Source organism: Cobetia sp. PDI-23MA (assembly GCF_059507735.1).
Map to the genome: position 1 here is coordinate 3152328 of NZ_CM183352.1, position 23249 is coordinate 3175576.

General features: G+C 63.4%; 19 protein-coding genes. 15 read left to right on the top strand and 4 right to left on the bottom strand.

What is annotated here, in order from left to right:
* Positions 1–5 precede the first annotated feature (5 nt).
* The gene (gene modA / locus AC5WNJ_RS13355) at positions 6–839 is read right to left on the bottom strand and encodes a molybdate ABC transporter substrate-binding protein (RefSeq protein ID WP_495929921.1); all 834 of its coding nucleotides are present in this window, start codon (positions 837–839) and stop codon (positions 6–8) included.
* A 557-nt stretch (positions 840–1396) separates the two neighbouring features.
* On the opposite strand from modA, the gene AC5WNJ_RS13360 reads away from it, so the two are divergent.
* The gene (locus tag AC5WNJ_RS13360; RefSeq protein ID WP_495929922.1) at positions 1397–2311 is read left to right on the top strand and encodes a LysR family transcriptional regulator; all 915 of its coding nucleotides are present in this window, start codon (positions 1397–1399) and stop codon (positions 2309–2311) included.
* A gap of 93 nt (positions 2312–2404) precedes the next feature.
* Here the strand turns inward: AC5WNJ_RS13360 and AC5WNJ_RS13365 are convergent, their stop codons facing one another.
* Together AC5WNJ_RS13365 and AC5WNJ_RS13370 are read right to left on the bottom strand one after the other, a co-directional pair.
* A complete protein-coding gene (locus AC5WNJ_RS13365) occupies positions 2405–3094 on the bottom strand; it encodes a glutathione S-transferase N-terminal domain-containing protein (RefSeq protein WP_495929923.1) in 690 nt (229 codons plus the stop codon).
* Positions 3095–3180: 86 nt separating this feature from the next.
* The gene (locus AC5WNJ_RS13370) at positions 3181–3900 is read right to left on the bottom strand and encodes a glutathione S-transferase N-terminal domain-containing protein (protein ID WP_176677820.1); all 720 of its coding nucleotides are present in this window, start codon (positions 3898–3900) and stop codon (positions 3181–3183) included.
* A gap of 371 nt (positions 3901–4271) precedes the next feature.
* Here AC5WNJ_RS13370 and AC5WNJ_RS13375 point away from each other — a divergent pair, with 371 nt between their 5' ends.
* Complete coding sequence (locus AC5WNJ_RS13375) at positions 4272–5831, top strand: carbon-nitrogen hydrolase family protein (protein ID WP_176677821.1); 1560 nt, start codon at positions 4272–4274, stop codon at positions 5829–5831.
* Positions 5832–5835: 4 nt separating this feature from the next.
* Complete coding sequence (locus tag AC5WNJ_RS13380; protein WP_495929924.1) at positions 5836–6681, top strand: M90 family metallopeptidase; 846 nt, start codon at positions 5836–5838, stop codon at positions 6679–6681.
* Between the two features lie 184 nt (positions 6682–6865).
* Here AC5WNJ_RS13380 and AC5WNJ_RS13385 read toward each other — a convergent pair whose 3' ends face one another.
* Positions 6866–7789, bottom strand: a complete 924-nt coding sequence (locus AC5WNJ_RS13385; protein ID WP_176677823.1) for a LysR family transcriptional regulator — start codon at positions 7787–7789, stop codon at positions 6866–6868.
* A 211-nt stretch (positions 7790–8000) separates the two neighbouring features.
* Here AC5WNJ_RS13385 and AC5WNJ_RS13390 point away from each other — a divergent pair, with 211 nt between their 5' ends.
* The 12 genes from AC5WNJ_RS13390 (at position 8001) to AC5WNJ_RS13445 (ending at position 23207) form a co-directional block, all read left to right on the top strand.
* A complete protein-coding gene (locus AC5WNJ_RS13390; protein WP_253064923.1) occupies positions 8001–9233 on the top strand; it encodes a TauD/TfdA family dioxygenase in 1233 nt (410 codons plus the stop codon).
* Between the two features lie 131 nt (positions 9234–9364).
* Positions 9365–10633 (top strand): GGDEF domain-containing protein, encoded by a 1269-nt coding sequence (locus AC5WNJ_RS13395; protein WP_495929925.1) that lies wholly within the window; start codon positions 9365–9367, stop codon positions 10631–10633.
* Between the two features lie 169 nt (positions 10634–10802).
* The gene (locus AC5WNJ_RS13400) at positions 10803–11360 is read left to right on the top strand and encodes a lipocalin family protein (protein WP_495929926.1); all 558 of its coding nucleotides are present in this window, start codon (positions 10803–10805) and stop codon (positions 11358–11360) included.
* Positions 11361–11634: 274 nt separating this feature from the next.
* Complete coding sequence (locus AC5WNJ_RS13405; RefSeq protein ID WP_253064917.1) at positions 11635–12453, top strand: DUF1338 domain-containing protein; 819 nt, start codon at positions 11635–11637, stop codon at positions 12451–12453.
* Positions 12450–13472 (top strand): succinylglutamate desuccinylase, encoded by a 1023-nt coding sequence (locus AC5WNJ_RS13410; protein ID WP_495929927.1) that lies wholly within the window; start codon positions 12450–12452, stop codon positions 13470–13472. Before AC5WNJ_RS13405 ends, AC5WNJ_RS13410 begins: the two co-directional genes overlap by 4 nt.
* Before the next feature lie 570 nt (positions 13473–14042).
* Positions 14043–14837 carry an ABC transporter ATP-binding protein gene (locus tag AC5WNJ_RS13415; RefSeq protein WP_176678458.1) on the top strand — a complete coding sequence of 265 codons (795 nt, stop codon included), beginning with the start codon at positions 14043–14045 and terminating at the stop codon, positions 14835–14837.
* Between the two features lie 187 nt (positions 14838–15024).
* Positions 15025–15849 carry a transporter substrate-binding domain-containing protein gene (locus tag AC5WNJ_RS13420; RefSeq protein WP_495929928.1) on the top strand — a complete coding sequence of 275 codons (825 nt, stop codon included), beginning with the start codon at positions 15025–15027 and terminating at the stop codon, positions 15847–15849.
* A gap of 41 nt (positions 15850–15890) precedes the next feature.
* Entirely contained in the window at positions 15891–16607 is a 717-nt protein-coding gene (locus tag AC5WNJ_RS13425; RefSeq protein WP_176677830.1) for an ABC transporter permease, read from the top strand.
* Between the two features lie 41 nt (positions 16608–16648).
* Positions 16649–17401: an ABC transporter permease gene (locus tag AC5WNJ_RS13430; protein ID WP_495931055.1), complete on the top strand. Its 753-nt coding sequence runs from the start codon at positions 16649–16651 to the stop codon at positions 17399–17401.
* A gap of 250 nt (positions 17402–17651) precedes the next feature.
* A complete protein-coding gene (locus tag AC5WNJ_RS13435) occupies positions 17652–18416 on the top strand; it encodes a transporter substrate-binding domain-containing protein (RefSeq protein ID WP_495929929.1) in 765 nt (254 codons plus the stop codon).
* A gap of 310 nt (positions 18417–18726) precedes the next feature.
* Complete coding sequence (locus AC5WNJ_RS13440; protein WP_495929930.1) at positions 18727–20016, top strand: efflux RND transporter periplasmic adaptor subunit; 1290 nt, start codon at positions 18727–18729, stop codon at positions 20014–20016.
* Positions 20013–23207: an efflux RND transporter permease subunit gene (locus tag AC5WNJ_RS13445; RefSeq protein ID WP_495929931.1), complete on the top strand. Its 3195-nt coding sequence runs from the start codon at positions 20013–20015 to the stop codon at positions 23205–23207. The genes AC5WNJ_RS13440 and AC5WNJ_RS13445 overlap by 4 nt, the downstream gene beginning before the upstream one ends.
* Positions 23208–23249 lie beyond the last annotated feature (42 nt).

The window sequence follows — 23249 nt, forward strand, 5'->3', positions numbered from 1 at the left end:
AGCGACTACTCGTCCTCAGGCTGCGCAGCAGCAGCAGCCTGATGGGCGAGCGTGCTGAAGCCGAAGCGATGGAAGATGGCACCGGCCTCGTTGCTGGAAAGCCAGGCCGAGAAGGCCTCGGCCTGTGATGATGGCGCATCACCGCCACGACTGATCAAGGCAGCGGGATAGCGGATGGGGTCATGGCTGCTGTCCGGCAGCAGGCCGATCTGATGCACCCGATGACTGATGGCGGCGTCGGTGGCATAGACAATCCCCAGCGGGGCCTCGCCATGCTCGACCAGCGCCAGCGCGGCGCGCACGTCCTCGGCGCTGGCCAGGCGCGAGCGCAGCATCTGCCATTGTCCCAGCGCTTGAAGCGACTGACGCGCATAGATGCCCGCCGGCACGTGGTCGGGGTCGCCGACGGCCAGGCGCGTGTTGCTCCCGGTGGCGGCGAGGCGCTCGGCCACATCGGTGACATCCTCGGCATTGCTAACACTGGCGTCCAGCTGGCTGGGGCCAGGCGCGACCAGCGCGAGACGGTTGCCCAGCAGGTCGTGACGGCCGGTGACGACAATGCCGGCCTGCTGCTCCAGCCAGTCCATCCAGCGCTCATTGGCCGACAGGTACAGCTGCGCTGGAGCCCCATTGGCCAGCTGACGCGCCAGGGTCGAGGAGGAGGCGTAGACCGGCTGGATATCCACGTCGACGAGACGCTCGTAGCGCGCCTCGATGGCATCCAGCGCATCATGCAGCGAGGCGGCGGCCATGACACGGATCTGGGGGCGTTCGTCTGCCTGAACCGGCGCGGCCAGCAGTGCCAGCATCAACGGGGCCGCCAGGCTGGCGCCTCTCAACAGCGCTGATGAAGAAGATAGTGCTGATGAAGGCGTTGGCGCTGATGACGCAAGCCGTAGCGGAGAGACAAGCAAGGCGGCCCGGGCGCGCAAGCGGGTAGCGAATGACATCTACAGGGGTCCTTGAACAGTGACACGCAGCGACGAGGCCTGCTGCACATTGATCTCGCCATGATGCCGCGCTCGCTCGCCATGTGCATCTCATGTGGGCACAATTGCCGCGCAGGGCGCGGAAACCGTCAACCCTGTTTGTCGAACGCCAGCGGCTTGAGGTTCGCTTGGGGCACGCCGGCTGCCTGTCAGCGCCCGTCTGCCATCAGCCACGGGCTGGTCAGCGACGGCGCCGGCTGGCGGATGTTTCGCCTCATCCGGCTACAGGCAAACGCGAATCACTCACATGTATGCCATTCACTCGACCAGATCGGCTACAATGCTGGCCAAAATGGCAGGGAGTCGCTGGCCCACACCCCAGCAACGACGCGATTCCTGCTTTCATGCTTTCTTTCACGCTATTTGCCGCTTCAACGGCAGACAACAGCGGCGGGTGCCACCAAGTCATGCCTCCAGTACTTGACGAATTTCAGGGCCTCAGTGCCTTCGATGCCATCATGCGCTACGGCAATCTGGGCGCTGGAGCCGAGCATCTCGGTATCTCCAAGTCCACGCTCAGCCGTCGGATCAGCCATCTCGAGCACCAGCTCGGCCAGCCACTGCTGCACCGCCAGGCCAACCGCCTGATTCCCACCGAGGCCGGCACGCTGTTCTATCAGTACTGCCAGCAGATGCTGTCGCTGGGTGAGCGCTCACAGATCGCGCTGGATGAACTGCGCGAGGAGATCAGCGGTGATATCACCGTCAGCGCGCACCCGCACTTCCTGCGCGGATGGTTCAATCATGTGCTGACCGACTTCATCGAAGCGTATCCGGGCATCCGTCTGACCCTGACCGCCAACCACCTGCCGCCGTCACGTGATGACGATCAGGTGATGCTGTGGCTGTGGGAAGGGCCGGCCAAGGACACCGGGCTGCGCGAAGAGATACTGGGGCAACAGCAGCAACATCTCTATGCCCACCCCAGCTATCTGCGCCAGCATGGCCATCCGCAGCACCCCAGCGAGCTGACCTCCCATGACTGGGTCAATCTGATCGACCGCCACCACCCCAATCTGGTGCTCAACCACCCCGAGGAAGGCGAGTATCGCCTGAGCCTGCCGCCGTCACGCTTCACGGTCGACAACGTGGTGGTGCATGCCGACCACATCGCGCATGGTGCCGGTATCGGCCTGCTGCCGGACTACCACGTGCGCACTCGGGCGAAGGCGCACCCGGGACAGTTCGAGGCCTGCCTGCCCGAGTGGAAGGGGCCATCGATTCCGGTCAGCCTGCACTACCCCTTCGGGCACCCGCCGCGCAAGCTCGGTGCCCTGCTCGACCATATCCGCCGTCGTGTGCCGGCGGACTGGACCCGCTGACCTGTCGGCCTGACAACTCTGCAGGCCGTTCAGCGGTTGCTTCACGTTTTCAGCTCCACGATTTCACAGCTTCACGGCAGCACTGACTGCCCGTCAGGATTGCTGACCGAACAGATGACGGCGCGCTTCCTCATCCATCGCCACATTGGCGGCCGGGTTGATGTCATCGATACGTGCCATTGCCCGCTTGACGCCATCACGCTCGACGATGCGGGCACGATAGGCGGCGACCGCCGGGAAGCGCGTCAGATCGATCTCCTGCTTCTCGGCCTTCAGCCATGGCCAGATGGCCATGTCGGCGATACTCAACTCATCCCCCGCCACGAAATCACGCTCCGCAAGCTGGCGCTCCAGCACGCCATACAGACGCTCGCCTTCCCTGTGATAGCGCTCGATGGCGTACTTCACCGGCTCTGGCGCGTAGTGCGTGAAGTGATGCACCTGACCCAGCATCGGCCCAAGGCCACCCATCTGCCAATGCAGCCACTGCAGCACGTCATTGCGCGCACGCGTCTCGCGCGGCAGGAACTTGCCAGTCTTGTCAGCCAGGTACTCCAGAATCGCGCCGGACTCGAACACCGAGATCGGCTCACCGCCATCGGCTGGCGCATGGTCGACGATCGCCGGCATGCGATTGTTGGGCGAGATGGCCAGAAACTCCGGCGCGAACTGCTCGCCCTTGCTGATGTTCACCGGAATGAGGCGATACTCGAGTCCGGCTTCCTCAAGAAAGATCGTGATCTTGTGGCCGTTGGGCGTGGTCCAGTAATACAGATCGATCATCATGGGCTCCTTGTCTGGAACAACACGACATGGCCCGAACGCCCATCAGCGTTCGGGCCATGAGAAAGTTCACCTGCGATGCGAGATTACTGCGCAATCTCGCTGGCACGTGGCGCCTTGCGCGCCATGCCGTCGTGCAGGTCCATCATGCGCTCGCGCCACTGCACCAGCGGGTCGCCCGCGTCTTCCGTCTCACCGAAGGGCGAGGTGTCAGAGACGATGTGCGCCCAGATGAAGAAGCCGAAGACCAGGTAATCCGCCGCCGCCGGGGCATCGCCATCCATGAAGGGCTGATTGGCAAGCAGGCCACGCAGTGGCTTGAAGGCGCTGTCGAGAATGCCACGGGCAATCTCGACGTTATGGAACTCCTCGAACGACATGCCGAAGCGGGCTTCACGCGCGCTCCGGAAGTACTCGCGGTCATCCGGGTGAATCGCCGCCAGCAGATCCAGCGCCACCAGGCGGAAGAAACCGACCGCCATGACCTGCTCGGCATACACCTTGACGAAATTCAGGCGTGCCTGCGCCTGGGCATCACCGATCAGCGGGCCATTGCCGGCGTTCGGATAATGCGCGTCCAGATGCTTGAAGATGTCATAGCTGTCCATCGCCACGCCGTGCGCATCCTTGAGTACCGGCACCGTGGTGGAATCACAGAAGTCGATCGGGCTCTTGTCGGTGAACAGCATCGGCACGAGTTCTGCCTCGATACCCTTGTGGGCGAGTGCCAGACGCGCGCGCCAGCAGAACGGCGAGAAACGCAGGCGGTCATCACGGCCACGCAATTCATAGAGGACTGGGGTCATGCGGATCTCCTTGGGTGTCATTGAGGCCTGGGATCATTGGGGCCTGGGGTCATTGAGGCTTGATATGAACGGCATGACTTCGCTGCGCGTCCTGCCCCTGGCAATGTTTTGGACGTTGTGTCGCGCCAATGCAAGAAAAATGAGCATTCGTTCAATATCACGTCAAGCGCCACTCAAGGCGCGAAGCCTCGCTCACCCTTGCAGTGACGCGAGGTTGGACCCATTGATGAGGGTTACGTGACCAGGGCCGGACATTGACCAAAGGATATTGATGACACCCGGCCTCGACAGCGCGAATAATGGGGCCCATCGCTTTCGCGCCAGCCACTTCCTGCCCTGATCCCCTCTTTTCATTTTTCCAAGGAGTCTCGATGTCCGTCGAAGACCTGCACCTGAACCTGCGCAACCTGCAGGAATCAGACTACCCCCAGCTCAAGCGCCTGATGGACGGCATCTATGACGACATCGGTGGCGCCTGGCCTGAGCACACCATCAACCGTCTGATCGCCGAATTCCCCGATGGCCAGATCGTGATCGAGGATGGCGACAAGCTGGTCGGTGTCGCTCTGACGGCACTGGTGGATTACGACGCCTTCTCCAACCCGCACAAGTACGACGACCTGATCGGCCAGCGCGAGATCATCCTCAACAAGGAGGATGGCGATGCGCTTTACGGTCTGGATGTGCTGATCGACGTCGACTACCGCGGCTATCGCCTCGGTCGCCGCCTGTACGAGGCGCGCAAGGACCTGTGCCGCTCGATGAATCTGCGCTCGATTCTGGCCGGCGGACGCATTCCCCAGTACCACGAATATGCCGCCGAGCTCTCGCCCTCCGAGTACATCGACAAGGTGGAGCGTCGCGAGATCCATGACCCCATCCTGTCGTTCCAGCTGGCCAACGGCTTCCTGGTCAAGCGCCTTTTGCGCCAGTACCTGCCGGAAGACGAGGATTCCCAGGGCTACGCCACGCTGCTGGAGTGGAGCAACATCCTGTTCGAGCCCGTCGAGCGCGTGCTGGAAAGTCGCAAGACGATGATTCGCGTCGGCGCCGTGCAGTGGCAGATGCGCAAGTTCGACAGCGTCGAATCCGTGCTGCAACAGGTCGAGTACTACGTCGATGCCCTGTCGGATTACCAGAGCGACTTCGCCGTCTTCCCGGAGCTGTTCAACACGCCGTTGATCGGCCTTCTGGAAGACCAGAGCGACCCGGTGCGCTGCATCCGCTACCTCGCCGGCTTCACCGAGCGCTTCAAGCAGGAAATCTCGCGCATGGCGGTGGCCTACAACATCAACATCGTGGCCGGTTCCATGGTCGAGATCGGTGACGACAACGAGCTCTACAACGTCACCTACCTGTGTCACCGCGATGGCGAGATCGACCGTCAGGCCAAGCTGCACATCACGCCGCAGGAGCGCCGCGACTGGATCATCAAGGGCGGTGACGAGCTGGCCGTGTTCGAGACCGACGCCGGACGCATCGGCATGCTGATCTGCTACGACGTGGAGTTCCCGGAACTGTCGCGTCTGCTGGCCGATCAGGACATGGACATCCTGATGGTGCCGTTCTGGACCGACACCAAGAACAGCTACCTGCGCGTGCGCAACTGTGCCCAGGCGCGTGCCATCGAGAACGAATGCTACGTGGTGGTCTGCGGCAGCGTCGGCAACCTGCCGTCCATCGAAAGCCTCGACATCCAGTACGCCCAGTCAGCGGTGTTCTCGCCGTCGGACTTCTCCTTCCCGCATGACGCGGTGATGGCCGAGACCACGCCGAACACCGAGATGATCATGTTCTCGGATCTCGACCTGGAGCGCCTCAAGGTGGTGCGCAGCGAAGGCTCGGTGACCAACCTGAAGGATCGCCGCAAGGACCTCTTCGAGCTGCGTCTGCGTGACTGGTCGTGGAAGTCCGGCAGCCGTCAGGACTGAGCCGATGACGCACTGGTGGCAACGGCTGTGGCAGCGCCCCGCTCGCCACGGCCGTGACGGCTCAGCCCCGGACGCCTGCATTGCCTCGGCCGCTTCCCACGCTGGCGAGACAGCGCAGGATGACGAGTGGCAGGCAGTCCGCGAGCGCCTGCCGATCCTCGATGGACTCGACGCCGAGGCACTGGCGCGTCTTGAACGGCGCGCCCGCCATCAGCTGAGGGACTGGAAGCTGACCAGCGCCGAGCCGCTCTCACAGGTCGAGGCGCTGGCACTGGCTGCCCAGGCGATGCTGCTGCTCAACGGCTGGGCGCATGCCGAGCGCTGGCAGGACGCCGGCGCTCGCGTGCACGAGATCATGCTGCCGCTGCAGGCCATCCGCCGTGAAGTGGAAGAGATGGATGACGCCGGTGTGGTGCATGTCTTCGAAGACACCCGCGCTGGCGAGACCTGGTATCAGGGGCCGGTGGTGGTCACCCAGCAAGACCTGGCCGCCAGCGGTGACTGGAGCGGCTTCAATGTGGTGATCCATGAATTCGCCCACAAGCTCGACATGGCCAACGCCACCGATGCCGATGGCTTTCCGCCCCTGCCGCGCCATATCAGCGCGGCGGAGTGGCACGCCACCTTCACTGCCGTGTGGGATGACCTGAGCGCGCGCCTGTCACGCGGTGAGCCGACGCCCATCGATGACTACGCCGCCAGCCACCCCGCCGAGTGCTTCGCCGTCTGCTGCGAGTATTTCTTTACTGCTCCGGATGAGCTCGATACGGCCTATCCGGCGCTCTATGCCCTGCTGGAGCGCTTCTTCCAACAGTCGCCATTGGCGCGCTGCCCGTCGCCTTCCGACTGACTACGCCAGACAGACGAGGCACCAGGCAGACAAGGCGCCAGCCAGCCGAGGAAAGAGTGAGAGAAGAGATAGCGGCCGCTTACTGTGGCGGACACCACCTCAAGCTAACGGTATATCGTTCAAAGCGTACCTGCAGGCACGGAACACCGATCAACAGGGGGCACAGAAGCACCCTCTGCATCGCTCACTTTGGCTCCGCCAGCAGATAATCCCAGACACGCTGCGCGGTGGGCCGCATCGGGCGTTGATTGGAGCGCACCAGCCAGAAGTTCTGCTCGGCGGGGATCGTCAGCGCGAAGACCTGCTCCAGCCCGCCATTGCCGGACGCCACCCATTGCCGGAAATGGCCTTCATGCACCAGCGCCACCCCCATGCCGAGACGCGCCATTTCCAGCGTCATCACCTGGGTGTCACAGCTGATGGTGGAGGTCGTCTTCTCCAGCCCCAGTTGATCTGCCGCCACCAGCCAGCGCCGCCAGCCCACCGCGAAGCCTGCGGCATGCAGCAGCGTCATGCCGGCCAAGTCCGCTGCCGTGGTCAGCTGCGCGCTCAGCGCCGGACTCGCCACGACGGTCATTCTCTCCTGCTCTGCCCCGACCTGGATCGCCTCCACCTGCGGCCAGTCGCCCTGACCGTAGCGCAGCTCGATATCCACCTGCTCGCCATCGAAGTCGCTCTGCCAGAAGGCACTGACCAGACGCAACGCGATCTCGGGCTGATCACGGTGGAAGTTCGCCAGCCGTGGCAACAGCCAGGCCTGCTGGCTCATCGGGGTCGCACGCAGGCTGACCGGCGCGGCGCGCGAGGGGCCGAAGACTTCCAGCGTGCCCTCCTGCAGGCGCTGGAAGCCATCCTGCAGCGCCGGCAGCCAGGCCTGACCGGCCGGCGTCAGATTGAGGCTGCGGGCATGCCGCACGAACAATGGCTGGCCAAGGCGGTCCTCCAGCTGGCGAATCCGCTGGCTAATGGCCGACTGGGTGACACTCAGCTCCTCGGCGGCACGCGTGAAGCTCATCAGGCGCGCAGCGGCTTCGAAGGCCTGCAACCAGGCCAGCGGCGGCAGGGGGCGCGGCAAGGCATTCGGCGTCGTGGGGGAAGGTTCGTGCATGGCTATCTCGCATCAGAGCATGAAGGTCAATCGCACACATTAGCTCAGCTAAGTCATGGCCGTCATATTTCGCGTTGGCCAGCCGTGATGACGAGGGGGACAATGGTCTCATTCTCGGGTCACGGCTCAGCGTCACAGCTCAGCCATACGACCCAGCACGCGACACGTGTTGACTCACCTGCTACTGCATACACGATATAGGACAGCACCCATGGAGACTCTCATCGCATCTGCCCCGGACACTCAAGACACTGAAGCGCCACAGGAACGCCATCATTGGGACATGAAGGAATACCTGCCCCATCACGAGGGCGCGCCGCTGGTGAAGGCAGACCACGACGAGACCCTGGCGTCACTGGCATGGGCCAGCGGTGAGCAGACCCAACTGCCGCTGATCTGGCTGCGCGATCACTGCGCCTGCGATCTCTGCCGTCACCCGCAGACCTTCGAGCGCACCTTCATGCTGATGGATGATGCGGCCCTGACAGTGCATCAGATGCGTGTCGAGCAAGGCAATCTCGTCGTCGTCTGGCAGGACGGCCACACCAGCCACTTCGATGCCGGCTGGTTGCTGCAACGTCGTCCGAGTGATGCGCCGCCAGCCACGCCGGTTCCCGCAAGCCAGGCTTGGCAGCAGGCCCATCAACCTCACGTCACCGCCTTTGCCGACTACATGGCCGGTGGGCAGGCGCGCCTGGGCTGGCTGGAAGCGCTGTGCCGCGACGGCTTCGCGATTCTGGATGCCGGCCCGACGGCAGGCGGCGAGATCGACCAGGTGGCCGCGACCATCGGCCCGATCCGCGCGACCAACTTCGGTGGCCGTTTCGAGGTCTTCTCCAAGCAGGCGCCCAACAACGCCGCCTACACGCCGATCGCGCTGGAACTGCACACCGACCTGCCCAACTGGCGTCAGCCGCCGGACATCCAGATGCTCTACTGCCTGGCCAACGAGGCCGAAGGCGGGGACTCCATCTTCGGAGACGGCATGGCGGTCGCCGAAGCCCTGCGCGAGCGAGACCCGCAGGCCTTCAGGCTGCTGGCCGAGACCCCGGTGGACTTCCGCTTTGCCGACGAAAATACGGACCTGGTAGTGCGCGAGCCGGTGATCCATCTGGATGCCAACGACAAGGTCATCGAGGTGCGCTTCAACAACTGGATCCGCGACAGCCTGCGCCTGCCGCTGGAACAGATGCAGGCCTGGTACAGCGCTTATCGCCAGTATTGGAGCATTCTGCGCGAACCGGCCTTCCGTCTGCACCTCAAGCTGGAAGCCGGCCAGATGGTGGCCTTCGACAACCGCCGCGTGATGCACGGCCGCAAGTCCTTCGACCCGACGACCGGTCGCCGCCACCTGCAGGGCTGCTATGTGGACTACGACATGGTGGAATCCGCACTGCGCGTCACGGCGCGCCAGCTGGCCAGTGCCGACCCCACTCAGTCGTGAGCACTACAGCCCGCATGCCGTCGAATGCCTGAAATAGCGTTGAACCGCACGCAAGGGTTGCGGCGGTTCCTCCAGGGCATACCACGCAAGGCAGTGGCATCCTGAGAGTCTGGCAACTCAGGTATCGCCCCATGAATCCCATGACACTCTGCTTTGCGGATGACACTCTGGAACGACGCTATCGTCGTCGACAGATCGAGACTTCGCACAAGCTCAGCCGGATCACCATCCCGCTGAGCTGTCTGCTGTTCGCGTCCTATGCGCTGATCGAGATCAGCACGGACGAGCACTACGAGCCCTTTCTGCTGCTACGCGCCGGTATTCTGGTCAGCGTGCTGAGCCTGTTTCTGCTGTCACGCCTCCCGCGCTTCAGACACCACGTCAACGGCATCCTGTGCCTCGCCTCACTGGTAGCAGCGCTGGGGACGCTGGCGATGTTCCATCTGGGAGATGGCCATGCCGGTGAGCACCTGGTGAGTGGTCATGCTGGAGAATTTCCGGGAGACAGCCACGCTGGTGGGCACCTGGTGGACGACCATGCCGGAGAACATCCAGAAGACAGCCACGCCGACGAGCATGGTGATTTCCCGGTCTATTTCGTCACTCTGTTGCTGCTGGTCTTCTGGACCTACACTCTGCTGGGACTGCAGTTCATCTATGCCATGGCTTGCGGCCTGCTGATATGGATGGGCTGCACCGCCAGCTGCGCGCTGATGCATCATGGCTCCCATGTACTGGTGGAAGCCAACGAGATTTTCTTCATGATGGCCGCCAATCTGCTGGCGGGCATGAGCGCCTACTCGCGCGAGCGCCAGAGCCGACAACTCTTCCTGCATGAATGCCATATCACCGGTGAGCGGGACGATCTGCGCGACCATGCGATGTGCGACTCACTCACCGGGCTGCTCAACCGGCGCGCCCTGCTGACACGCCTCGACCAGATACTCGACATCCAGACCCCCGGCACCGTGCAGGCCGCGTTGTTCATCGACCTCGATGGCTTCAAGCCCGTCAATGACCGCCACGGCCATGCCATCGGCGATGAGGTGCTGCGCATCACCGGCGAGCGCCTGGGCAACACCTTGCGCGGCAACGATATCGTCGGCCGCCTGGGGGGCGATGAGTTTCTGGTGCTGATCAGCCGTGAGGGCAACGGCCGCAAGGGCCCGGAGCAGCTGGCGGAACGTCTGATCGACGCCATCAGCCGCCCCATCACGCTGGAAGTCGATGGCGAGCCGCTGATCATCGCCGTCAGCGCCAGCATCGGCATCAGCCTGTTCCCCTTTTCGGGCGCCACGCCGGAAACGGTCATCGCGCGCGCCGACAGCGCCATGTACGAGGCCAAGCAACGCGGTCGGGGCGTCGTCGTCACCGGCAATCCGCTGCGTCTGGTACTATGACGCTCAACGCTCGACGCCTCAAGCATGTCGCCGCGCACCCTCCCTCTTGAGACAGCGGCAGACGCCCCAATGAGACAAGGATGCCATCTCGTCCTTTTCTCATGACCCGCATCACGCCAGGACGCCCCACGACTCATCAACGGGGCGTCCTGGCGCATGGAGCCTGCCAATGACACGCCTGCCGCATCTTGCCTTCTCTCTCATCGGTCTCGGCCTTCTCGGCGGCTGCGCCGGAGTCCCCTCTGGCACCCAGCCCGTCGAGGGTTTCGAGCTCGAACGTTACTACGGTGAATGGCGCGAGATCGCCCGCCTGCCCAATGGCTTCGAGGAGGGCTTGAGCTGCGTCAGCGCTGATTACTCGCCCCGCGAGGACGGCGGCGTGCGCGTCATCAATCGCGGCTACAACGCCGAGCAAGGGCAATGGAGTCAGGCCGAAGGTCGCGCCTACTTCACTCAGGGCAGCGAGACGGCGGCCCTCAAGGTCAGCTTCTTCGGCCCCTTCTATGGCGGCTACAACGTGCTGGCGCTGGATGAGGACTATCAGTGGTCGCTGGTGGCCGGTGCCGATCGCGACTACCTGTGGATACTGGCACGTAAGCCACAGCTGGATGACGACACCTATCAGGCGCTGGTCGATCAGGCCGCCGAGCTGGGCTTCGTCACCGACGCGCTGATCAAGGTCGAGCAGGGCGATGCCTGCCCTTCTCCTGATGACACCGAACGCTGACTCCGGTCGCTGACACCGAACCCGGTCCCAAGACCCAAGGCCTGACACCAAGGTCTAAACCGGCGCGTGACGTTTATATGGTGCGGACAGCCGCTTTCATCCAACCGACCTCGCCTCTTGTCACGCGCGTGTGGCTCGCCAATGGTGAGCTGACAATCTTCCGGGGTAGCGCCTCGCCGAGTTCGCCACCCTGATGCCAATCGTTTGATGCTGTCGCCCAGTGCCAGTGATGCCTCGCTGCACTGGGCTACTCAGTTCAGAGGGAGCCCGTGCCATGGATATCCAGCAGTTCTTCAGCGCCCTGTGGGATGACTACGTCGCCATGACGCCCCAGGCCCAAAAGATCCAGGATGCCTTCATCGCTGACGGCGAGACCATCGTCAACGACCACGTCGCCTTCCGCACCTTCGATCGCGGGCCGATCACCCTGAGCGCGCTGGAGCCTCACCTGCTGGCGCTGGGCTACACCCGCTTCGCACCCTATGATTTCCGCGAGAAGAAACTGCGCGCCTTCGGCTATCTACCGCCATCTCCCGACATGCCGCGCGTCTTTCTCTCCGAGCTGAAATGCCACGAGCTGTCCGAGCGCGCCCAGGCGATCATCGATGGCCTGGTCAGCCAGATCTCGCCGGATGCCGCCACCCAGCCCTCCGTGCTGTGGTCGGGCCGCCTGTGGAAGGCGCCCAGCTTCGAGCAGTATCAGCGTCTGATGGAAGAGAGCGAATATGCCGCCTGGCTATCGATCATCGGCCTGCGCGCCAACCACTTCACCATCAGCGTCAACGCGCTCGAACGTCACGACACCCTCGACAAGGTGCTGGCGCGTGTCGAGGCGCTTGGCCTTGGCATCAATCCGGCCGGAGGACGCATCAAGGGCTCGCCCGAGGTGCTGCTGGAGCAGGCCTCCACCCTTGCTGACCGCCAGACCTTCACCTTCGCCGGTGGCGAGGAGCATGAGATCTCCACCTGCTACTACGAGTTCGCGCGCCGCTACCCCGATGCCGATGGCGAGCTGTATCAGGGCTTCGTGGCCGCCAGCGCCGACAAGATCTTCGAATCCACCAATGTCCGCCAGGAGCCGACTGCCTCGTGATTGCCGACTGGCTAGACCTGACACTCGAAGGCCACGCCAGCGCCCGTGGCATGGGACGTATTCCCGGCGGCCGCTATGAGATCGTCGCGCCCGGCGTGCTGGAGATCACCCCCGACGTCATGGGGCCCGAGGCGCGCCCGTGCGTGATCTCCGCCGGCATCCACGGCAACGAGACCGCCCCCATCGAACTGCTCGGTGAACTGATCGCAGGCCTGGAGAGCGGTCATCTGATCGTCGGGGCGCCACTGCTGCTGATTCTGGGCAACCTGCCCGCCATCCGCAGTGGCGAGCGCTTCATCACCACCAATCTCAATCGGCTGTTCAAGCGCGCCGAGGCCAGCGTCACGGCCAACGACTGCCCGTCGGATGATGAGCCGGCGCGCGCGCGTCAGCTGATGGCGGCCGTGGACACCTTCTATGCTCGCTTCCCGCTGACCGAGGGCACGCGCCGTCTGCACTACGACATGCACACCGCCATCCGCGACAGCCTCTATCCGCGCTTCGCGGTGGTGCCCTTCAGTGATGGCGATGCCATCAGCGCAGCGCAGTGGCCGATATTGAGCGCCGCCGGCATCCAGGCCGTGCTGCACCAGCATCAGCACAGCTGGACCTTCTCGCACTATTCGCGCCACTACCATGATGCCGACGCCTTCACGCTGGAGCTGGGCCAGGTACGCCCGTTCGGCGCCAACGACATGGCGGCGCTCGCACCGATGAAAGCCCTGCTCGCGGCGCTGGCGACCGGCACGGCGCCCGCCGAAGCGGACCCGGAGGCCATCGACTACTTCACGGTGGAAGTGGAATTGATGCGTCAGTCAGCCGACTTCACGCTGTGCTTCAGCGAGGATGTCGCCAACTTCACCGCCTTCGCCCCCGGCAGCGTGGTGGCCGAAGACGCCGCTGCTGGCCCCTGCATCATCGGCGATACGCCACTGCGGGTAGTCTTCCCCAACGCGAAGGTGGAGATAGGCGCCCGCGCCGCCCTGCTGCTGGCCGAGAGTTCGACACCGACAGACTGAGTTCCCAGACACTGAACTACAAGCGCCGACATTCTGCCCGCCCACTTCCCGCAGGGCGCAGCACGACGGCGCGATTGCACTGACGAAAGCCTTGACTACAACGACAACAGGCGACCTTGATCATGAAGACTCCTCCCCCACTGCCGGACGGCATCCACGTGCGTCCTTGCACGCTCCACCAAAGTCGTAATATTCCTCCACGCCAGATAGCGGTGAACCCTGCGTTGAGCTGGTAGAATCGGCCCCCTTTCCCGTCCACGACATGCAAGCACAGGCATTCTTGGCCTGTTGTAGACGGTCACTGGCAGCGAGAACGACGATCAATCGGACTGATCGTGAGGAACTGGCCATGCCCCTGACGGCATTCTCCGCCACTCCTCCCATGCCACGCCTTGCCGCCTCACCACGTCTGCGTCGCGCAAGTCAGCGAGTGGCAGTGAAGGCAGTGCCAGGCAGCCGTGCCATGTCGGCAACGAACCTGTATCCCGAGCCCGACCGCCCCGCGGCGGACTCGTGGCGTGTCATTGCCCCCAGGGCTGGCAACGTCCGGATTGGAGTAACTGCATGACCATGAGATCTTCCGTGGCCGAGAGCCCGAGCAGCGACGCGCTGCCTCTCGAGGTCCGCAACATCACCAAGTCCTTCGGCACCAATCAGGTGCTCAAGGGCTTGTCGCTGCAAGCACACAAGGGTGATGTCATCACCCTGATCGGTGCGTCCGGTTCCGGCAAGAGCACCTTTCTGCGCTGCATGAACCTGCTGGAGCAGCCGGACGGTGGCGACATCTTCGTGCATGGCGAACAGATCGGCTTCAAGGAAAGCCGCCGTGGCCGTGAACCGATGGACTGGCGTCAGGTCGAGCGCATGCGCGCGCGCCTGTCGATGGTGTTCCAGGGCTTCAATCTGTGGTCGCACATGACGCTGCTGGAAAATGTCATCGAGGCGCCGATCCACGTGCTCGGCAAGCCGAAGAAGGAAGCCATCGCCCACGCACGCAGTCTGCTGGACCGCGTCGGCCTGCTCGAGCGCGCCGACTACTATCCGGCGCAGATGTCCGGTGGCCAGCAGCAGCGCGGCGCCATCGCGCGCGCGCTGGCGATGGAGCCGGAGGTGATGCTGTTCGACGAGCCGACCTCGGCCCTCGACCCGGAACTGGTCGGTGACGTGCTCAAGGTCATGCGTGACTTGGCCGAGGAAGGCCGCACCATGGTGGTGGTGACCCACGAGATGAGCTTTGCGCGGGATGTCTCGAGCCAGGTGGTCTACCTGCATCAGGGACTGGTCGAGGAAGCCGGCAAGCCGGAAGACGTGCTGGGCAATCCCCAGTCGGAGCGCCTCAAGCAGTTCCTGGCGCCCAAGTACTGAGAAAGCGCCCTGATCAGCAGCCCTGATCAGCAGTACTGATGAATGGCCCTTGGTCCATCGCTGAGCCAACCGCTCGGCCTGTGGCAGATCCGGCACGGTGATCCCGTGACCGGCACATGATTCAGCACCGCGAGCGCCACCCCAACGAAAGGCCTCGAGGTGTCCAAGACTTCAGGAATGACAAGCAATGAAACAGTTCGCGACACGTGCCCTGCTGGGCCTCACCCTCGGTCTCTCCAGCTTCGCCATCACCACCAGCGCCGTTCAGGCGGCCGATGTGCCGGACCCGCTGCGCCTGGGCATCGACGTGCCCTACGCGCCCTTCGGCTACAAGCTGCCCAGCGGTGAGCTGACTGGCTTCGAGATCGAACTGGGCAACGCCATCTGCGCCCAGCTCGCCACTCACTGCGAATGGACCGAGCAGGACTTCGACGGCATCATCCCGGGCCTGATGGCGCGCAAGTACGACGTCATCATGTCGGCGCTGACCATCAATCCGGAGCGTGAGCGTCAGGTGCTGTTCTCCGAACCCTACTTCACGCCGCCGTCCGGCTGGTTCGTCGAGGCGGACAGCCCGCTGGCGGGCGCGGACAGCCTCGATGCCGAGGCTCTCGAGGGCAAGGTGATCGGGGTGCAACGCGGCAACCTGCAGGATCACTACGTCACCGACCTCTACGGCCGTACGGCAGAAGTGCGCCGCTACACCAAGCTCGATGACCTGGCGCTGGACATGGACAGCGGCCGCGTCGATGTCGCCTTCCTGGACCTGCCGGTCGGTCAGGACACCCTGGTCAACGCCAATGACGGCAACTTCGTCAACACCGGCAGCGCCATCAGCGAGCCGAAGAAGTACTTCGGCGACGGCTTCGGCATCGCCATGAAAAAGCGCGACCGCGACCTCAAGAAGGCCATCGATGGTGCCCTGGAAGCGCTCAAGGCCGATGGCACGCTCAAGCGTCTCAACGACAAGTACTTCGCCAGCGCCGCCACCGCGTCCGACAACCACCAGTAAGCCGCTGAACGGGTGATTCGGCGCTTCACGGGAGATTTCCCATGATTGACCTACAAGGCTACGGGCCCAGCCTGCTGGAAGGTGCTTGGGTCACGGTGCAGCTGGCCGTGCTGGCCCAGCTGCTGGCCATCGCACTGGGGCTATTGACGGCGACGGCCAAGATGTCGCGCTCCACGCCTCTGCGCTGGCTCGCGATGCTCTATACCACCATCATCCGCGGCGTACCGGACATCGTGCTGATGCTGCTGCTGTTCTTCGGCGGCCAGATCGGCATCAACATGGTCACCGACTGGCTGTACGACAGCTACGACATCGACGTCTTCGTCAATGTCGATGAGTTCACTGCCGGCGTCGTCACCATCGGCTTCATCTTCGGTGCCTACATGGGCGAAACCTTCCGTGGCGCCTTCATGGCGGTGGATGCCGGTCAGATCGAAGCCGGGCGGGCCTATGGCATGAGCAACTGGAAGGTCTTCAAGCGAATTCGCTTCCCGTTGATGATGCGTCACGCCCTGCCGGGGCTGGGCAACAACTGGATGGTACTGCTCAAGACCACCGCCCTGGTGTCGGTGATCGGGCTGGTCGACATGGTGCGTGTCGCCAGTGAGGCCGCCAAGGCGACCCACGAGCCCTTCACCTTTCTGTTGCCGGTCGCGGCAGGCTATCTGCTGATCGCCACCGTGTCCGAGTGGGGGCTGGCACGTCTCAAGCAGCGCTATAACGCCGGATTCGGGGAGGCCAGCGCATGGAACAACTGAATGAGGCAGGCTCCTCAGGCGTCATCGCCCAGCTCGACCGGATGCTCGAGGATGCGCTGAGCGACAACTACATCTTCACCGCGACCACTCTCTGGCACTATTGGGAAGGACTGGTCACCACCGTACAGCTGGTGTGTCTGGCGCTGCTCATCGGCCTGATACTGGCCGTACCGCTGGCGATCATGCGCGGTTCGCGCCGTCGCTGGGTGAAGATGCCGGTCTATCTCTACACCTATGTCTTCCGTGGCACGCCGCTGCTGATCCAGCTCTATCTGATCTACTACGGCGTGGTGTTCTTCGATGGCTTCGACATCTCGCTGGGCGTGACCAGCGTGCATGTGCCCAGCATCCAGGAGACCTGGCTATGGGAGTACTTCCGTGATCCCTTCGTGCCGGCGCTGCTGGCCTTCGTGCTCAATACCGCGGCCTACACCACCGAGATCTTCCACGGTGCCATCCAGTCGACCCCCAAGGGCGAGATGGAAGCCGCCCGCGCCTACGGCATGTCACGCGGCAAGATGATGCGTCGCATCATTCTGCCCAGTGCCTTCCGTCGGGCACTACCGGCCTACGGCAATGAAGTCATCTTCATGCTGCATGCCAGTGCCATCTGCAGTGTGGTGACGCTGCTGGACCTCACCGGTGCCGCGCGTGACATCTACGCACGCTTCTACGCGCCCTTCGAAGCCTTCCTGTTCGTCGCCGCCATCTACCTGTGTCTGACCTTCGCCATCATTGCCATTTTCCGGCAATTGGAGAAACGCCTGCTGGCACACTTGAAACCATTAAGCTGAACGTCAAAAGCGCCCTTTGGAGGGCGCTTTTTTCATATCAGGAGATAACGGCAGGAATTCATCTCGTTTAACGACCGTTTGAATTTGTCCATTGCCCCTCTTCACCACAGCCTCGGTCTGGGCTAGTGTGGAGCCACTGGCATGACACACCCCCCTTATGTTCCCGACTCAGACGACTGGTGTTCAGGAGGGAGTGTGTGATGCCACTGATCAGCCAGTATGACCAACAACAATGATGGATGGGACTGACATGAAGAAGCTTCTGGGAATCTCCCTGCTGGGTGCAGCATTGATGGCCGGTGGCGCTCAGGCGGCCGAATCGCTGCGCATCGGCGTCGATGTGCCCTACGAGCCGATGGAGTACAAGACACCCGACGGTGAGCTGACCGGTTTCGATATCGAACTGGGTAATGCCATCTGCGCGAAGATCAACCGCGACTGCGAGTGGGTCATCCAGGCGTGGGACGGCATCATTCCCGGCCTGATGGCGCGCAAGTACGACGCCATCATGTCCTCGATGACCATCAATGAGGAACGCCGCGAGAAGGTGCTGTTCTCCGACACCTACATCACCCCGCCGTCCGCCTGGTTCGCCCCGTCCGACAGCGAGCTGAGCGCCACCTCCACCGAGGCCCTGGCCGGCAAGGCCATCGGCGTGCAGCGCGGTACCCTGCAGGACAACTACGTCACTGATCTCTATGGCAAGAATGCCGAGGTCAAGCGCTACACCACCGCCGATGACCTGGTGCTGGACATGGACGCGGGTCGCCTCGATATCGCCTTCCTCGATTTCCCGGTCGGCAAGTCCACCCTGATCGACGGCGGCAACGGCAACTACAAGGCCGTGGGTGAAGTGGTCACCGAGCCCAAGAAATACTTCGGCGACGGCTTCGGTATCGCCATGCGCAAGCGTGACAAGGACCTGGCCGAGCAGATCAACAGCGCCCTGGCCGAACTGAAGGCCGATGGCACCTACGACACCATCCATACCAAGTACTTCGGCGAGAAGCAGTAAACGCTCCCTGACAGGCTCATGATATGAGTGCTGACTGATACAGGTGACAGGCAAGACGACAAGCCCCGCAAGCCTCAGGCCGCGGGGCTTGTCGCATCACGCCAGTGCCGGGAAACGGACAGACGCCCCCCTGCGCCATCACCACGGGCGCAGAATGTCCCGTACTGGCACTCAACATTGCGCGTTGAATCACCGCCATCTGCACAATTGGTGCAATTTCAGCATCAAAGCAGTGTGTCTGATGGGACTTATCGATAATGCGCAGTCTCTCTAGGATGCCTTGCAACTCTTTCTGCAACGGTAGATTCCCATGTCGAGACTGAACTCACGTCCGGCGCGCCTTTCTCGTATCGCTTCTTCCCTGCTGCTTACCCTCGGCGGCCTGCTGACGCTCAGCGCCTGCAGTGAAGGCAGTGGTGAGGCGAACGACAGCGCGCAACAGACGCCCCCCACGATGGAAGTCGTCGCTGCCATCTCGCAGCCGGTGGCGGCCTGGCACACCTACACCACGCGCCTGGAATCTCCCCAGCGCGTACAACTGCGCCCACGCGTGAGCGGCGAAGTCGAAGAAGTGCTGTTCACCGAAGGTAGCCAGGTAAGCGCCGGCACGCCGCTGGTACGTCTTGATCAGCGCCCCTTCAAGGCTGAGGTCGAGCGACTGGAAGCCGATGTCGCGCGCTTCAAGGCCGAACTGGCCAACGCGCGCAGCGAGTCCGGTCGTGCCGCCAGCCTGGTCAAGCGCAACTTGATCTCCCGCGAGGAGGCCGATTCGCGCAGCACCAATGCCACCGGTCTGAACGCTCAACTCAAGGGTGCCATCGCTCAGCTGGAGCGTGCGCGCCTGGATCTGGACTACGCCACCATCCGCGCCCCGATCGACGGCCGCCTGTCCAATGCGCGCATCACGCGTGGCAACACGGTACAGGCGGGGGAAAGCGTGTTGACCACGCTGGTCGAGACCCGTCAGCTGGACGCCTATATCGACATCAGCGAGCTGACCTGGAACAAGGACTTCGCGCATGTCACCGCCGAGGACCATCTGCCGGTGGAACTGCAGCTGGCCGGACAGGAAGACTTCCCCTTCCACGGTGAGCTCGACTTCATCGACAACAGTGTCGACATCGATACCGGCACCCTGCGCATCGGCACCACCTTCAATGCCGATGATCCCGCTCTGCGTCCGGGTGCCTTCGCGCGCCTGCGTATCGCCTCACCCGAGATCCGAGATGCCGTACTGATTCCGGAACGCGCCATCGGCACCGACCTGGACCGTCAGTTCGTCCTGGTGGTCGATGAGAACGACACCCTCGCCTACCGTGGCATCAGCACCGGTCCGCGCTTCGGCACGCTGCGCGCCGTGACCGATGGCCTGGCCGCCGGTGACCGCGTGCTGGCGGCTGGCCCCGCCAAGGCAGGTCCGGGCATGCCGATCAGCCCCAAGCTGGTCGACATCGAGGATGGCGGTGCCCTCAAGTCACTGGCGGCGCGCGTCTCCCGACTGCAGGGGGAGCAAGCTGCCCGCCAGCTGAACCAGGACAACGACCAGAAGGCCGCGACTCTCGCCGAGGCTGACCGTCAGGCAGCCGGAGGTCGTTCGTGAACATCTCCGGTTTCTTCATCAAGCGCCCGGTCTTCGCCGCGGTGCTGTCGATCCTGATCGTCATCGGCGGCTTGCTGTCGCTGGTCAAGCTGCCCATCTCCGAGTATCCCGAAGTCGTGCCACCCACCGTGGTGGTGCGCGCCAACTATCCGGGCGCCAACCCGGAGGTCATCGGTTCCACCGTGGCCACGCCGCTGGAACAGGAAATCACCGGCGTCGAAGGCATGCTGTACATGGATTCCCAGGCGACCTCCGATGGCAACCTGACCCTGACCGCGACCTTCGCGCTGGGCACCGATCTCGACAAGGCTCAGGTCCAGGTGCAGAACCGCGTGGCTCGCGCCACGCCGCGTCTGCCGCAGGAAGTGCAGCAACTCGGCATCACCACCGAGAAGGCCTCGCCCAATCTGACGATGGTGGTCCACCTGACCTCCCCGGATGGCCGCTATGACCAGCTGTGGCTGTCCAACTATGCGCGCCTGAACCTCAAGGACAATCTCGCCCGTCTCGAGGGGGTCGGCGACGTACAGCTGTTCGGTGCCGGCGAGTACTCGATGCGCGTCTGGCTCGACCCGGACGCCGTGGCGGCGCGGGGCCTGGCTGCCGGTGACGTGATCAGTGCGCTGCGTGCGCAGAACCAGCAGGTCGCCGCCGGCTCCGTCGGTGCTCAGCCCTCGCCTGACGACAACCAGTTCCAGCGTCTTCTCAATGTACGTGGCCGTCTGGAAAGCACCGAGGAATTCGAGAACATCGTCATCCGTGTCGATGAAGACGGCCGTCTGACACGCCTGAAGGATGTCGCGCGTGTCGAACTGGGCGCCGACAGCTATTCGCTGCGCGCGCAGCTGGATGGCAAGGATGCCGTGGCGATGCCGATCTTCCAGCGTCCGGGGTCAAATGCCATCGCACTGTCGGATTCCGTACGTGAGCGCATGAGCGAGATGTCCGACGCCTTCCCGGATGGCGTCAGCTACGACATCGTCTATGACCCGACGGTCTTCGTGCGTGGCTCCATCGAGGCGGTCATCGACACCCTGTTCGAGGCCATCCTGCTGGTGGTGATCGTGGTGATCCTGTTCCTGCAGACCTGGCGTGCCTCGATCATTCCGTTGATCGCGGTGCCGGTCTCGCTGATCGGGACGTTTGCGGTCATGCAGATGATGGGCGTGTCGATCAATACGCTGTCACTGTTCGGACTGGTGCTAGCCATCGGTATCGTCGTCGATGACGCCATCGTGGTGGTGGAGAATGTCGAGCGCAACATCGAGCTGGGCCACTCGCCCATCGAGGCCACCCGGATCGCCATGCGCGAGGTGACCGGCCCGATCATTGCCATCGCGCTGGTGCTGACGGCGGTATTCGTGCCGACGGCCTTCATCAGCGGATTGAGCGGTCAGTTCTACAAGCAGTTCGCGCTGACCATCACCATCTCGACGATCATCTCGGCCTTCAACTCGCTGACGCTGTCACCGGCGCTCTCCGCCCTGCTGCTCAAGCCGCATGGCAGCAAGCCGGACTGGCTGACCCGTGTCATCGACGGCCTGTTCGGTCGCTGGCTGTTCGCGCCGTTCAACCGTGCCTTCAATGCGATGGCCAACGGCTATACCGGCCTGATCAAGAAGCTTCTGCGCTTCGGTGTCATCGTCGGCGTGATCTACCTGGCGCTGCTCGGTGCCACCGGCAAGCTGTTTGACAGCGTGCCCGGCGGCTTCATCCCGGGGCAGGACAAGCAGTATCTGGTCGCGATGGCCCAGCTGCCGGACGCCGCCAGCCTCGATCGCACCACCGAGGTCATCGACGAGATGCAGGCGCTGGCACTCGATACACCGGGCGTGGCGCACACCGTGGCCTTCCCGGGGCTCTCCGTGAATGGCTTCGTCAATGCTTCCAACTCGGGCATCGTGTTCGCGACCCTGGAAGACTTCGATCAGCGTCAGTCGCCCGAGCTTTCCGGTCAGGCGATCGCCGCCCAGCTGAACCAGAAATTCGCCGGTATCGACGAGGCCTTCGTCGCCGTCTTCCCGCCACCGCCGATTCTGGGTCTGGGCACCACGGGTGGCTTCAAGTTGCAGCTGCAGGACCGCGGCAACAAGGGCTTCGATGAGCTGTTCGCCGCCGTGCAGACCATCACCGCCAAGGGTAACGCTGACCCGCGTCTGAGCAGCGTCTACTCCAGCTTCCGCATCCAGGTGCCGCAGTACGACATCGATCTGGATCGCGAGCAGGCGATGATCATGGGCGTACCGGTGGAACGTGCCTTCGAAACCCTGCAGGTCTATATGGGCTCGCTGTACGTCAATGACTTCAACCGCTTCGGGCGTACCTATCAGGTACGCGCCCAGGCCGAGCAGTCGGCGCGTCTCGACCCGGATGACATCCGCAACCTCAAGGTGCGAAGCGACAACGGCCGCATGATTCCGCTGGGCAGCTTCGTCAAGGTGACACCGACCACCGGCCCGGACCGCGTGATGCACTACAACACCTTCGTCAGTGCCGACATCAACGGCTCACCGGCGCCGGGCGTCTCCAGTGATCAGGCCAAGGCCGCCATCGAGGAAGTGCTGGCCGACAACCTGCCACAGGGCATCGGCTATGAGTGGACGGAGGTGACCTATCAGCAGGTGCTGGCCGGCAACACCATGATCTACATCTTCCCGCTGGTGGTGCTGCTGGTATTCCTGGTGCTGGCCGCCCAGTACGAGAGCTGGTCGCTGCCGCTGGCGATCATCCTGATCGTGCCAATGACACTGCTGTCGGCGCTGGCCGGCGTGTGGCTGACGGGAGGCGACAACAACATCTTCACGCGGATCGGCTTGATCGTGCTGGTGGCGCTGGCGTGCAAGAACGCCATCCTGCTGGTCGAATTCGCTCGCGAGCAGCAGCATGAAGGCCAGAATCGCCTGGACGCCGTGCTGACGGCCTGCCGCCTGCGTCTGCGCCCTATCCTGATGACGTCGGTAGCCTTCACCGCCGGGGTGGTGCCGCTGGTACTCGCCAGCGGTGCCGGTAGCGAGATGCGTCAGGCGATGGGCGTGGCGGTATTCTCCGGCATGATCGGTGTCACCGTGTTCGGCCTGCTGCTGACACCGCTGTTCTATGTCGGCATCCGCCGCCTGGTCGAGAAGCGTGAGTCGGATCAGGACGCTGCCACACCGGACAGCGATGCCGAGTCTGCTCGCCAGGCTCACTGACGGCCTCAGCGTCGAAAAGGCAAGAACGGCAAGATGCCACGG